General features: G+C 52.1%; 13 protein-coding genes. 10 read left to right on the plus strand and 3 right to left on the minus strand.

Going from position 1 to position 13,102, the window contains the following annotated elements:
- The 3 genes from map to D568_RS22260 all read right to left on the minus strand — a co-directional run bounded on the left by map (position 1) and on the right by D568_RS22260 (position 2,138).
- The gene (gene map, locus D568_RS0108645; protein ID WP_020209197.1) at positions 1-771 is read right to left on the minus strand and encodes a type I methionyl aminopeptidase; all 771 of its coding nucleotides are present in this window, start codon (positions 769-771) and stop codon (positions 1-3) included.
- Between the two features lie 100 nt (positions 772-871).
- Positions 872-1,870 carry a mannonate dehydratase gene (gene uxuA, locus D568_RS0108650; protein WP_425401963.1) on the minus strand — a complete coding sequence of 333 codons (999 nt, stop codon included), beginning with the start codon at positions 1,868-1,870 and terminating at the stop codon, positions 872-874.
- 103 nt (positions 1,871-1,973) lie between these two features.
- Positions 1,974-2,138 (minus strand): hypothetical protein, encoded by a 165-nt coding sequence (locus D568_RS22260; RefSeq protein ID WP_425401959.1) that lies wholly within the window; start codon positions 2,136-2,138, stop codon positions 1,974-1,976.
- A gap of 203 nt (positions 2,139-2,341) precedes the next feature.
- Between D568_RS22260 and rpsB the strand changes: the two genes are divergently transcribed.
- From rpsB to D568_RS0108710, 10 genes are all read left to right on the plus strand, one after another.
- Positions 2,342-3,085, plus strand: a complete 744-nt coding sequence (rpsB, locus tag D568_RS0108660; RefSeq protein ID WP_020209199.1) for a 30S ribosomal protein S2 — start codon at positions 2,342-2,344, stop codon at positions 3,083-3,085.
- Between the two features lie 117 nt (positions 3,086-3,202).
- Complete coding sequence (gene tsf / locus D568_RS0108665) at positions 3,203-4,072, plus strand: translation elongation factor Ts (protein WP_020209200.1); 870 nt, start codon at positions 3,203-3,205, stop codon at positions 4,070-4,072.
- 128 nt (positions 4,073-4,200) lie between these two features.
- The gene (gene pyrH / locus D568_RS0108675) at positions 4,201-4,944 is read left to right on the plus strand and encodes a UMP kinase (RefSeq protein WP_020209202.1); all 744 of its coding nucleotides are present in this window, start codon (positions 4,201-4,203) and stop codon (positions 4,942-4,944) included.
- A complete protein-coding gene (frr, locus tag D568_RS0108680; RefSeq protein ID WP_020209203.1) occupies positions 4,934-5,491 on the plus strand; it encodes a ribosome recycling factor in 558 nt (185 codons plus the stop codon). The genes pyrH and frr overlap by 11 nt, the downstream gene beginning before the upstream one ends.
- A gap of 109 nt (positions 5,492-5,600) precedes the next feature.
- Positions 5,601-6,356, plus strand: coding sequence for a polyprenyl diphosphate synthase (gene uppS / locus D568_RS0108685; protein WP_020209204.1), 756 nt, complete (start codon positions 5,601-5,603; stop codon positions 6,354-6,356).
- Positions 6,349-7,197 (plus strand): phosphatidate cytidylyltransferase, encoded by an 849-nt coding sequence (locus tag D568_RS0108690; protein WP_020209205.1) that lies wholly within the window; start codon positions 6,349-6,351, stop codon positions 7,195-7,197. Before uppS ends, D568_RS0108690 begins: the two co-directional genes overlap by 8 nt.
- Positions 7,190-8,395, plus strand: coding sequence for a 1-deoxy-D-xylulose-5-phosphate reductoisomerase (ispC, locus tag D568_RS0108695; RefSeq protein ID WP_020209206.1), 1,206 nt, complete (start codon positions 7,190-7,192; stop codon positions 8,393-8,395). The genes D568_RS0108690 and ispC overlap by 8 nt, the downstream gene beginning before the upstream one ends.
- A gap of 10 nt (positions 8,396-8,405) precedes the next feature.
- Entirely contained in the window at positions 8,406-9,761 is a 1,356-nt protein-coding gene (rseP, locus tag D568_RS0108700) for an RIP metalloprotease RseP (protein ID WP_020209207.1), read from the plus strand.
- An 87-nt stretch (positions 9,762-9,848) separates the two neighbouring features.
- Positions 9,849-12,509, plus strand: coding sequence for an outer membrane protein assembly factor BamA (bamA, locus tag D568_RS0108705; RefSeq protein WP_020209208.1), 2,661 nt, complete (start codon positions 9,849-9,851; stop codon positions 12,507-12,509).
- Positions 12,510-12,570: 61 nt separating this feature from the next.
- Positions 12,571-13,086, plus strand: a complete 516-nt coding sequence (locus tag D568_RS0108710; protein ID WP_020209209.1) for an OmpH/Skp family outer membrane protein — start codon at positions 12,571-12,573, stop codon at positions 13,084-13,086.
- Positions 13,087-13,102: the final 16 nt, after the last annotated feature.

A 13,102-nucleotide genomic window follows, 5' to 3' on the forward strand; every position in this document is an offset into this window, starting at 1 on the left:
TTAGAAAGACTCTTCCTTACGAGCGGTTAATACTTCAACGCCATCGGCGGTAACGGCGAGGGTGTGCTCCCATTGGGCGGAGAGTCGCCCGTCTTTGGTCTCTACCGTCCAGCCGTCGCGCTTGAGCTTGGTGGCGGCTTTACCGGCGTTAATCATCGGCTCAATGGTGAAGGTCATGCCTTCTTTTAATTCCAATCCGGTACCGGGGCGACCATAGTGCAGTACTTGAGGCTCTTCGTGAAAGACGGTGCCTATACCGTGGCCGCAATATTCTTTAACCACCGAATAGTAATTTGCCTCGGCGTGTTTTTGAATCACAGCGCCAATGTCACCCAGGCGACAGCCGGGTTTAACCAGCTCGATGCCTTTGTACAAACACTCTTGTGTGACTTCAACCAGGCGTTTGGCGTGGGGTGCAGGCTCGCCTACAAAGTACATTTTACTGGTGTCGCCGTGGTAGCCCTCATAAATCACGGTAACGTCAATATTGATGATGTCGCCGTTTTTTAAGGCTTTTTTCTCGGAGGGAATGCCGTGGCAAATAACATGGTTGACCGACGTGCAGATCGATTTGGGGAAGCCGCGATAACCCAGACAAGCGGGGATGGCCTTTTGCTCATCGACAATGTAATCGTGGCAAATTTTATCCAGCTCGGCGGTGGTGACCCCGGCTTTGACGTGTGGCTCGATGATTTCCAGCACTTCGGCGGCCATGCGGCCGGCAATGCGCATTTTGGCAATATCTTCGGGAGTTTTGATCGATACGGTCATGGTGTCTCGCTTTCGCTGGGTGCTGCCCAAAATTCAAAAGCGCTAGTTTAACCGATTGGCCGCCGGGACTACAGTCCGCGGCGGCGTTACAGGGGTGGCCTTAGCGTGCTGCGAGTGTTTCGAGGGTATGAATGACGCCTCGCAACTCCGCAAGGCCGCGCATTCTTCCCGCGTAGGAGTAGCCGGGGTTGATGCCCGCTTTGCCAATTTCATCGCCCATCAGGTGGCCGTGGTCGGGGCGCATGGCGATGGGGGGCAGGGTGCTGTTGCTGGAGCGACGGCGTTTTTCCTCGCTAAGCAGTGCATCGATAAGGCCGACCATATCATTGTCGCCGTCTAAGTGATCGGATTCATAAAACGAGCCATCCGCTTCACGTTTAATGTTGCGCAGGTGTACAAAGTAAATGTTCTCTCCGAACTCGCGCACCATATCCACCAGGTCGTTGTCGCCGCGGGCGCCGTAGGAGCCTGCGCATAACGTAAGGCCGTTGGCGGGACTTTTGGCAGCGGCCAGCAGTGCGCGCGCGTCCGCCTGGGTGGAGACTACGCGGGGCAAGCCGAACAGGGAAAACGGCGGGTCGTCCGGGTGGATGGCCAGGCGCACGCCCACTTTTTCAGCAACTGGCACCACTTCGCGCAAGAAGGTGAACAGGTTGGCCCGCATGCCTTCGTCGCCGAGGGCGATAAACTCTTCGATGGTCGCGCGAATACCGTCGCGATCATAGCTGCCTTCACCCCCGGGCAGGCCAGCGATGAGGTTTTTCTCCAGCAGCGCTTTTTCCTGCTCGCTCATGACGTCCAGGCGAGCTTTGGCTTTGTGCAGCACCTCGGGCGCGTAATCTTGCTCGGCGCTCGTGCGTTTGAGGATGTAAACGTCGTAAGCGGCGATATCGTTCATTTCAAAGCGCAGCGCCTGCGATTGATTGGGTAGGGTGTAGTACAGGTTGGTGCGAGTCCAGTCCACCACCGGCATAAAGTTGTAGCGCACGTCAAAAACGCCAGCCGCCACATTGCGCAGTGATTGCTGGTAGTTGGCAATGTAGCGCTGATAATCGCCGGTGCGGGTTTTGATGTCATTGTGCAGAGGTATACTTTCGATAACGCTCTACTCAAGGCCGGCCGCTTCAATTTCGTTTTGCGCGCCTGAATCTCTTCCAGGGGCCAGATTTCTCCCGTTGGAATGTAGTGGTGCAGTGAGGTGACTATGCCGAGGCACCGGCCTGGCGAATATTGGCCAGAGTGACGGTGTCCTTGGGGCCAAACCAGCGCCAGGTTTCTTTCATGTGGGCTCCATTAAGTGTCTGCTTTGGTGATGGTTTTATGGACCATAAGTTGGCTGGTGTAATATTGCGGTTTATCTCAGGCAAAATCTTTCTTTACCTGCATTGTTGTGGTATAAAGCGCGCCTCCCGTAAATAGGTTGGTGCAAAAGCGTCCCGCTTATGGCCACTTTTTGCCGGAGATTACACATTTTAAATGTCACACATATACCGACACGTTCAGCCTGGGTGCCCGCAAGGGTTGGCTAGCGGGGTATATGGAGGCCTAACCCGATACACAGGAAAATATTATGCCTACAGTAAGCATGCGCGATATGCTGCAAGCGGGTGTCCACTTTGGTCACCAAACCCGTTACTGGAACCCAAAGATGAACCGTTTCATCTTTGGCGCTCGTAACAAGATTCATATCATTAACCTGGAGCACACTGTTCCAGCGTTCAACGAGACCCTTGAGCTGGTTAAGCAAATGGGCTCGCAAAAGAAAAAAATTCTGTTTGTTGGTACCAAGCGCGCTGCACAGAAAATCATCAAAGAGCAGGCTGATCGTGTAGGCCAGCCTTACGTAAGCCACCGCTGGTTGGGCGGCATGCTGACTAACTTCAAAACCATTCGCGCCTCTATCCGTCGTTACCGCGACCTGGAAGCTCAGGCTCAGGACGGCACTTTCGAAAAGCTGACCAAGAAAGAAGCTCTGATGCGTACCCGCGATATGGAGAAGCTGGAGCGCTCTATCGGTGGTATTAAAGATATGGGCGGCCTGCCAGACGCGTTGTTTGTGGTTGACGTTGATCACGAGCGCATTGCCGTACAAGAGGCTAACAAGCTGGGTATTCCGGTGATTGGTGTGGTGGATACCAACTCTGATCCCGATGGCATTGATTACGTTATTCCAGGCAACGATGACGCCATTCGCGCCATTCGTCTGTACGTAACCGCTATTGCTGATGCCGCCGCTGAAGGTGCCTCTCAGGCTCAGGCTGTGCCAAACAAAGACGAATATGTTGCCGCTGAAGGTGAAGCTGCTGCTGAGTAAGCCGCACGCTTGTAACCTTTTAGTGCTTAATTAGCACGTAAAGTGCAACACAAAGGGGTGGGCCTGCCGGTTTGCCCCTTTTTTCAATAGACATTTGCAAATCAAGAGGATAGATACATGGCAGCTATCTCTGCTTCTCTGGTAAAAGAACTGCGCGAGCGCACCGGCCTGGGCATGATGGAATGTAAAAAAGCTCTGGCTGAGGTGGATGGTGATCTGGAACAGGCGATTGAAAACCTGCGTAAGGCCAGTGGTCTGAAAGCATCCAAAAAAGCCGGTCGTACTGCCGCTGACGGTGTTGTTGCCGCTAAAGTGGCCGACGACAACAGCTACGCTGTGGTACTGGAAGTTAACAGTGAAACCGACTTTGTTGCCCGCGATGAAGGCTTCCTGTCTTTCGTTAACACTGTGTTAGATAAAGCTTTTGCTGATAAGCAAGAAGACGTTGCGGCTCTGATGGCTGGTGATTTGGAGTCTGCCCGTGAAGCGCTGGTGCAAAAAATCGGCGAAAACATCGGTGTGCGCCGTGTGGCCGTAGTTGAAGGTGGTTTGGTTGACGCTTACGTTCACTCAAACAACCGTATCGCGTCTATCATCAAGCTTGATGGCGGCAGCGCTGAGCTGGCTCGCGATATTGCTATGCATGTTGCGGCGGTAAACCCACAGGTGGTTAAGCCTGAAGATATGCCAGCCGACGTGGTAGAAAAAGAGAAAGAAATCATCAAGGCTCAGCCTGATATGGAAGGTAAACCTGCCGAGATCGTTGAGAAGATGATGGTAGGTCGTATCAATAAGTTCTTGAAAGAGAGCAGCTTGATTGAGCAGCCCTTCGTTAAAAACCCAGAGCTGACCGTTGGTAAGCTGGCGAAAGAGGCCGGTGCCAGCATTGATAGCATGGTCCGCTTTGAAGTGGGTGAAGGTATTGAGAAGGAAGAAGCTGATTTTGCGGCTGAAGTTGCCGCACAGGTTGCTGCTTCTAAAGGCTAAGCCAAGGCTTAGTATTCGTTCCGTCCATCGGGCGGGACGCACACAAAAGGAGGTCGGATACCCATCCGGCCTCCTTTTGTTGTAAACTGCCCCCCGTTTTTATCCCCCCGGCTTGCAGGAGATCAGTCATGCCTAACCCCCGCGATAAGAAATACAAACGTATTTTGCTCAAATTGAGTGGTGAAGAGTTGATGGGGGCCGAGGGCTTTGGGATTGACCCCAAGGTGCTGGACAAAATGGCACTTGAAATTGGTCAGTTGGTCGGCATCGGTGTTCAGGTAGGTTTGGTTATCGGTGGTGGCAACCTGTTTCGCGGCGCGGCGTTGAGTGCGGCGGGCCTTGATCGCGTTACCGGCGACCACATGGGCATGCTCGCTACAGTAATGAACGCGCTGGCGATGCGCGATGCGCTGGAGCGTTCCAATATCTCATCCAGGGTGATGTCTGCGATTCCCATGAGTGGTATTGTCGAGCATTACGACCGCCGCCACGCGATTCGCTGCTTGAACGCCGGTGAGGTGGTGATCTTCTCCGCCGGAACCGGCAACCCCTTCTTTACAACCGATTCGGCCGCCTGTTTACGCGGTATTGAAGTGGAGGCCGATATTGTTCTTAAGGCCACCAAAGTGGATGGCGTGTACACCGATGACCCAATGAAGGTGGCCGATGCCACAAAATACGATCGCTTGACCTACGACAAGGTGCTGGAGGACAAACTGGGGGTAATGGATTTGACCGCGATTTGCCTGTGCCGCGAGCACGACATGCCCGTGCGGGTGTTTCGCATGAATAAAAGTGGTGCCCTGCTCAATATTGTGGTGGGCAGCAACGAGGGTACATTAATAGAAGAGGGTAGCTCCCATGTTGAATGATTTGAAAAAAGACGCCGACGACCGTATGAAAAAAGCCCTGCAGGCGATGGGCAACAGCATGAACAAAATTCGCACCGGCCGCGCGCACCCGAGCCTGCTGGAAGGCTTAACCGTTTCTTATTACGGCTCTGAAACACCGCTGTCTCAGGTGGCGAACATTACGGTTGAAGACGCTCGCACGCTTTCCGTTAAGCCCTGGGAAAAGCAGATGGTGCCCGAAATCGAAAAGGCGATCATGAAGTCTGATTTGGGCCTCAACCCCTCCACCGCTGGTGAAAACATCCGTATTCCACTGCCAATGCTGACCGAAGAAACCCGCAAAGGTTATATCAAGCAGGCCCGTGCTGAGGCAGAGAATGGCCGTGTAGCCATTCGCAACGTACGTCGTGATGTGTTGTCAGATGTGAAGGCTTTGCTGAAAGAAAAAGAAATCACTGAAGACGAAGATCGCCGCATGCAGGACGATGTACAGAAAATTACCGATAAGTATGTTGCCGAAGTCGATAAGGCACTGGCACAAAAAGAAGAAGAGCTGATGACCGTATAAGGTCCGGCTGCGGCCGTCGTTAAAATAATGGGCCCGAGCGCCCGGCTTCAGGCCGGGCGCTGCTGTAAAGAGGGCTACAATGGGCAGGTTGATCGCCCCGGAGTAAAGTGTGACCGGCAGTTCCTTACGTCATATCGCCATTATTATGGATGGCAACAATCGCTGGGCTAAGCAGCGTAATCTGTCTGGTGTTGCTGGGCATAAAGAAGGGGTAGAGCGTATTCGTGATGTGATGGCTGCCTGCCAGGAGCTTCACGTTGAGACCCTTACCTTGTTTGCTTTTAGCAGCGAGAATTGGCGTCGTCCAGCCAAAGAGGTGGATGCGCTGATGTCGCTGTTCCAGTTGTACCTTAAAAAAGAAGCCAAAGACTTAAAGAAGCGTGGTGTGCGATTAAAAGTTATCGGCAATCGTGATCGTTTCAGCGAATCCTTAAAAACGTCTATCGCCAGGGCCGAAGCACTTACTGATACCGCCGATGCCGTAACAACACTGGTCATCGCTGCCGATTACGGTGGACGGTGGGATGTGGTGCAGGCAGCGCGCCACATGGCGCAGGCTTGCGTGAAGGGCGAGTTGTCGCCCGAGGCGATCGATGAATCGGCGCTCAATCGAATGACTTCTCTTGCTGGGTTGCCCGAGCTGGATCTTTTGATTCGCACTGGCGGCGAGCACCGCATCAGTAACTTTTTATTGTGGCAAGCCGCCTACGCCGAGCTGTATTTTAGTGACACCCTCTGGCCCGACTTCAAGGGCGACTCCTTAAAAGTCGCCGCGGCAGATTTTGCCCAGCGCCAACGTCGTTTTGGCCGAACTTCTGAGCAGTGTGAATCTGACCCTGCTTTTGCTGGAGATTCCTATGCTTAAACAGCGCGTATTTACCGCTATTGTTCTTGCCGCCGTATTTTTGTTATCGCTTTTCTATTTGCCAGAACCTTTATTTCCGGCTTTTATCGCTACCATTGTGCTAATTGCTGCCTGGGAGTGGGCTAATTTAAGCGGGCTTGCCAAGCCACTCGGCCGAGCAGTGTACGTGCTGGCGCTGGCTGGCTGCATAGCGCTGGTGGCTGTGTATATCGGCGTAATTCCGCTGGACTTTGTGGATGTAAACCGTGTGCCAGAGCGATACCGGCATGTGTTGTTAGCAGGGTGTACTTGGTGGGCGTTAGCGCTGCTATGGGTGCAGGGTTACCCCAGTAGTGCGCTTTTATGGGGGCGGCGCTTTATTCGCGCGTTGATGGGTTTTTTGGTGCTGGTGCCTACCTGGGCTGCCGTGAGCTATGTGCGAAGCGAAGAGTCGGGGGCCTGGCTGGTGCTGCTGATCGTTGTGATTGTGGCCAGTGCGGATATTGGTGGGTATTTTGTCGGCCGCCGCTTTGGTAAGCACAAGCTCGCGCCCCACGTCAGTCCGGGTAAAACCTGGGAGGGGTTCTTGGGCGGGGTCGGGGCCAATGTGATTCTCGCGCTTATTATCTGGCAGTTATCGGACAATGCACTACTACCTTTGCTGGTGTTGTTGCTGGCCACGTCCCTTGCCTCGGTGCTGGGGGATCTACTGGAAAGCATGGTGAAGCGTGAACGCGGTATTAAAGACAGCAGTTCACTGTTGCCTGGGCATGGTGGAGTGCTCGACCGGGTCGATAGCCTGACCGCAGCAGCACCCGTATTTGCGCTGATTTTGTTATCGCTGGAGTTGAGCTTTGGGTGATTCGCGTCAGCAAATAACCGTGCTTGGCTCCACAGGCTCGATTGGTGTAAGCACGCTGGATGTTTTGGCGCGCCACCCAGATCAATTCCAGGTTTTCGCGTTAGGGGCTCAGTCCAGTTGGCAAAAACTGGCAGAGCAGTGCCAGACTTTTAAACCAAAGTACGCTGTTCTGGTGGATGAAACCGCTGCCCGGCACCTGCAACAACGTTTGTCTGGGGAGGGCAGTGAGACAGAGGTGCTCACTGGTGAGCGAGCATTCCAGGAAGTGGCATCCGCTTCAGAGGTTGACGCGGTCATGGCAGCCATTGTTGGGGCAGCGGGTTTGCTGCCGAGCTTTGCTGCTGTTGAGGCTGGAAAACGAGTACTGTTAGCCAATAAAGAAGTGCTGGTAATGGCGGGTGGCTTGTTTATGGCAGCTGCGCGCCGCTCGGGAGCCGAAGTCTTGCCCATTGATAGCGAGCACAATGCGATTTTTCAGTGTTTGCCGTTGGCAGCCGGGCTGTCGGCGGGCTTGGATTTAAACGCGCTCGGTGTCAGACGCATTATGTTAACGGCTTCGGGCGGGCCTTTCCGTCAGGCAAGTGTGCAGGATTTAGCGCAGGTTACACCGGAGCAGGCTTGTGCGCATCCGAACTGGAGTATGGGGCCTAAAATCTCGGTGGATTCCGCCACCATGATGAACAAAGGCTTGGAGTTTATAGAAGCCTGCTGGCTTTTTAATGCTCAGCCTGCTGACATACAGGTGGTAATTCACCCGCAAAGTGTTATTCACTCACTGGTTGAGTATATTGACGGCTCAGTGCTGGCGCAGCTTGGCAATCCGGATATGCGCACACCGATCGCGCATGCATTGGGCGCTCCTAAGCGGCTGGCTTCAGGGGTTGATAGTTTAGATTTAGTCGCCACCGCCAGGCTGGACTTTGAGTCCCCTGATCTGGCCCGTTTTCCCTGTCTTGGTTTGGCGCAATCGGCAGTGGCAACGGGCTTAAGCGCGCCAGCCGTGCTTAACGCGGCCAATGAGGAGGCTGTTGCCGCTTTTTTGGCGGGCCGGTTGTCTTTTTCGGCGATTGCCGAGATTATTTCTGCAACCCTGGAGCGGGTAAGCTTCACTGAACCGGATAGCCTGGAGGCGGTCCAAAACGCCGATTTGACTGCCAGGCGCGTGGCACAGGCGTTGATTTCTGCCAGCACAACTTAATGAGGGTTATGTGAGCATTCTCCAATACGTATTTTGGTTTTTCGTTGCCATTCTTGTGCTGGTGACCATTCACGAGTTTGGTCATTTCTACGTGGCCAGGCGCTGTGGAGTAAAAGTACTGCGGTTTTCCATAGGCTTTGGCAAGGTGCTTACCAGTTGGCGTGATAGCCAGGGCACCGAGTTCGCGTTGTCTGCCATACCTTTGGGCGGTTACGTCAAAATGTTGGACGAGCGCGAGGGGCCTGTGGCCGAGGATGAGCTGCACCGCGCGTTTAACCGCCAGAGTGTTGGCAAACGAATCGCGGTAGTGCTGGCTGGCCCCGTGGCGAATTTAATTCTCGCGGTATTGATTTTTTGGCTGGTCTTAGCTGTCAGTGGCGAGCGGGGTTTGGCCCCTGTCATAGGTAAGGTTGAACCGGGCTCTGTAGCTGCCAGCGCTAACCTTGAAGCCGGGCAAGAAATTTTGGCAGTTGATGGTGTCACCACCTTGTCTTGGCAAATGGTGCAAAAGCAGCTGCTGCGTCGTCTGGGCGAAAGTGGGCCCTTGACGTTCGCTGTGCGTTACCCGGATTCTAATTTGCGCTACGAGTCTGAAGTGGTATTGGATGACTGGCTGCGTGGAGTCGATGAGCCCGAGCCTTTGTCCGGGTTAGGTGTTGCTCCTTACATTCCTGAAATACCCGCTATTGCCGGAGAAATTCAGGCGGGCAGCCCCGCCAGTGTGGCTGGGCTGCAGCCGGGGGATCACATTATTGCGGCCGACGGACAGGCTATGAATGGGGCACAGGATTGGATCGACTATGTTAAAGCCAGGCCTGAAGCTGTGATTAACCTAACTGTCGAGCGTAATGGCGAAGAGCTTAATTTGGCCATCACGCCTGAACGAATAACCGAAGCTGATAACACGTTTGGACGCGTAGGGATGGGGTTTGCCCCCTATGAATGGCCTGAGGATCTTATTCGTCGTTGGGATTATTCACCCGTTAGCGGATTTGTTGCCGCAGTCGACCGAACTTGGGAAACTTCTGCCTTTGTATTGCTGTCAGTTAAGAAGCTGATTTTTGGGGAAATTTCCACAAAAAACTTGAGCGGAGCAATCACCATTGCTAAGGTTGCGGGTTCTGAGGCAGAGAATGGCTGGCGCAGCTTCTTGCGTTTTCTCGCGGCCTTGAGCGTCATGCTGGGAGTCTTCAATCTTCTGCCGATACCGGTTCTCGATGGTGGTCATTTAATGTACTACCTGATTGAGTTGGTTAAAGGAAAACCGGTGTCGGAAAAGACTCAGATGGTGGGCTATCAAGTGGGCCTGGTAATGGTAATAGGCCTGACAGTATTGGCGCTATACAACGACATCATGAGGCTTTAATCCTGTTGGAAACAGTTGGCTGCCAAACTCTGGCGGTATGGTTGTTGTGTTTGTGCAAACTCACAAATCTAAAATAGAACGAATTATATGATGCAAGTTTTCTCACGAGTGTTCGGCCTGTTTTTGGCGCTAAGCTTTTCGCTGGCCGTCCATGCACAAACCTTTCGCGTAAACGATATCAGAGTTGAGGGCTTGCAGCGGGTATCAGCCGGTACCGTATTCAGTGCATTACCCGTTCGAGTGGGAGACACTCTTAGCAACCTCGATGTTCAGCGCGCCACCCGCGAACTTTTTAAAGTAGGCTTGTTTACTGATGTCTCAATCGGTCGGGATGGCGATGTATTGGTCATTATGGTCGAAGAAAGGCCAGCGATTAACGAAATTACCATTGAAGGTAATAAGGTTATTAAAACCGAACAGCTGATGGAAAGCTTAACGGATAACGGGCTTTCCGAAGGGCAGATCTATCAGAATGCCACCTTGAATATGATCAGCCAGGCGCTTGAGCGTGAATATATTGGTCAGGGTCGCTATGGCGCCTCTGTGGATATCGAAGTCGAAGACTTACCGCGTAACCAGGTGAAGGTGCTGGTTAACATTGACGAAGGTGAGACGGCTCGAATCAAAAAAATTAACATCATCGGTAACAACGCCTTCGATAATGAAGAGCTGCTGGATTTATTTGAGCTGCAAACTACAGGTTTTTTCTCCTGGATTACCGGAGATGATAAATACAACCGCGAAAAGTTAACCGGCGATATCGAGCGTGTTGAGTCTTATTATCTGGATCGTGGTTACCTCGCGTTCAATCTTGACTCTACTCAAGTTTCTCTGAGCCCCGACAAATCTAAAGTCTTCGTCACTCTGAATATTACCGAAGGCGATGTATATACCGTTAGTGAAGTGGATTTAGCGGGTGACCCTGCTATTGATGAGCGCTTTATTCGCCGTATGATTTTAATGCGTGAAGGGCAAACCTTTTCGCAGGCTTTAATGACAACTTCATCAGAATACATTACCAATCGCTTAGGCAACGAAGGCTACACCTTTGCCGAAGTAGAGGGGATTCCTGAGCGCAACGATGAAGATAAAACGGTAAAGGTCACTTTCTTTATTGATCCGAAAAAGCGTGCGTATGTTAGACGCATTAACTTCCGCGGTAATACCACTACCCAAGACCAGGTTCTGCGCCGCGAAATGCGGCAGATGGAAGGTGGGGCTGCATCGACCGCACAAATTGAGCACTCTAAGGTACGCCTGGAACGTTTGGGCTTTTTCAAAGAGGTGACGGTCGATACCGTTGAGGTGCCGGGTGTCGCTGACCAAGTCGACGTGGACTTTACCGTCGAAGAGCAGCCATCGGGTAGCATGGGGTTGCAGCTGGGTTACGCTGAATACTCCGGCCTGTTAATCTCAGGTAATATTCAACAAAACAACTGGTTTGGTACGGGTAAGCAAGTCGGTATTTCGGCCAGCCACTCTAAATACCAAACCGCGTATAACTTCCGCTATAACGACCCGTACTTTACTCCAGATGGAGTGAGCCGAGGGTTTAATATTTTCTACCAAAGCAGTGATTACGCCAGCGTGAACGTGGCTGGCTACAGCACCGATGTATTTGGCGGTAATGTCAGCTTTGGTTACCCGATTTCTGATGTGGAACGTTTAAGCTTTGATGTGGGCTTCCGTAATTTAGAGGTTAAGCCAAGTTCCTATTCGGTGCGGGAAATTATAAACACTCCGCTTTATTCCTCATCGGCCAGCTATATTACCCAAACCGAATACCTGGAAATCCTTGAAGAGTTGTCAACCGGTAACGATCTGCCCGAAATCCCTTTTGATTCCACTCCCGTTCCCAGTCTGGCAGACGATGTGAACGGTATTCGAGGAGAGCCCGGCTTCTTGGATGTTCATGGGAACGAGTTTCACGATTTTGTGGCCAATGCGGCCTGGGCAAAATCTACCCTAAATCGCGGTATTTTAGCCACGAGAGGCGCTTCGCAGCGTTTGGGGATTGAAACGGCGCTGCCCGGCGGCGATTTGGAGTACTACAAAATCACCTACGACGCGCAAATGTTTCAGCCTTTGACGCGAAACCTAACTTTGCGGTTGCGCACTAGCTTAGGCTGGGCAGATTCTTACGGTAAAACCGAGGAGTTGCCATTTTTTGAACATTACTACGCCGGTGGCTTCGGTTCCGTACGAGGTTTTGAGCGCAATAGCTTAGGGCCTCGAGGCACCTATGCCGAGAGCCAGTATTTACCGCGAACCACTTGGGATGACATGAACGGTGATGGGGTGGTGGATACTGGTGAAACTGGCTCTTTATATAATGTGCTCTGCGAGGATCCAGAGTTGGGCGGCTACAGTGGCAGTATCTCTTGTCGCCCTGGTCAGTTGATGACTCAAACCGGTGGTCAGGTAACCGATCAAAGTCGCTCTTTTGGTGGTAACTTTTTGGTAGAAACGAGCATGGAAATCATCTTCCCTCTGCCTTTTATCGAAGACCAACGCTCGTTCCAAACGGCTTTTTTCATCGACGCGGGTAACGTTTTCGATACCAACTGCGGCGCAACACAGGTAAACTGTTTCGACTTTGCGCTGGACCGCATGAGTATTTCGGCAGGTTTAGGCTTAACGTGGATATCGGCTTTCGGCCCGATGACTTTTTCAGTATCTGAAGCGATACAGAAAAATGAATTTGACGACGAGAAAGGGTTTAACTTCTCTCTTGGACAAACTTTCTAAAACAGCTGAATGTGCCCAAAAGGGCGTTTAATACACTCACTAGAGATTATAAAAGGGGAAAATGGTGATTTCGCTAAAGAAAATGATGTTGGTTTCGGCTTTATTGACGCTTAGCTTGGGCGCGGCAGCAGCGGATAAGGTCGTTACTTTGGATATGCAAGCGGCGATTTTAGGTACTGATCTGGCGAAAAAAAGTGTTGAAGGCTTACAAAAAAATGCTGAGTTCACAGCACTTCGCGCCAAGGTTGAAAGCCTGGTAGCCGATATTAAAGCTCTGCAAGAATCAGCTGAAAAAGACGGTATGACCTGGTCTGAGGATCAACAAGCCGAACATCGCAAAAAAGTAGAATATCTGCGGGCTGATTATGAGCTGGCGACTAAAAAGCTGCAGTCAGAACAACAGCAGGTATTACAACGTGTTCAGCAGCAGCTGACCCCCAAAGTTCGCCCGGTACTTGAAAAACTGATCGCCGATGAAGACATTGGCATGATCATCAATGCTCAATCGGTATTTCACGCCGACGCCGATCACGATATTACTGCGCAGTTAATTGAGCGCTTAAATAAAGCCCAATAATTGCAGCGGATGGTTT

Origin of the sequence: Gilvimarinus chinensis DSM 19667 (assembly GCF_000377745.1) — a bacterium.
GTDB lineage: Bacteria > Pseudomonadota > Gammaproteobacteria > Pseudomonadales > Cellvibrionaceae > Gilvimarinus > Gilvimarinus chinensis.

Excerpts from the sequence above, each read along its gene's own strand:
- tsf (WP_020209200.1), top strand. The coding sequence starts at position 3,203 with ATGGCAGCTATCTCTGCTTCTCTGGTAAAAGAACTGCGCGAGCGCACC.
- map (WP_020209197.1), bottom strand. The coding sequence starts at position 771 with ATGACCGTATCGATCAAAACTCCCGAAGATATTGCCAAAATGCGCATT.
- rpsB (WP_020209199.1), top strand. The coding sequence starts at position 2,342 with ATGCCTACAGTAAGCATGCGCGATATGCTGCAAGCGGGTGTCCACTTT.
- D568_RS0108710 (WP_020209209.1), top strand. The coding sequence starts at position 12,571 with ATGGTGATTTCGCTAAAGAAAATGATGTTGGTTTCGGCTTTATTGACG.
- bamA (WP_020209208.1), top strand. The coding sequence starts at position 9,849 with ATGATGCAAGTTTTCTCACGAGTGTTCGGCCTGTTTTTGGCGCTAAGC.
- frr (WP_020209203.1), top strand. The coding sequence starts at position 4,934 with ATGTTGAATGATTTGAAAAAAGACGCCGACGACCGTATGAAAAAAGCC.
- D568_RS0108690 (WP_020209205.1), top strand. The coding sequence starts at position 6,349 with ATGCTTAAACAGCGCGTATTTACCGCTATTGTTCTTGCCGCCGTATTT.
- pyrH (WP_020209202.1), top strand. The coding sequence starts at position 4,201 with ATGCCTAACCCCCGCGATAAGAAATACAAACGTATTTTGCTCAAATTG.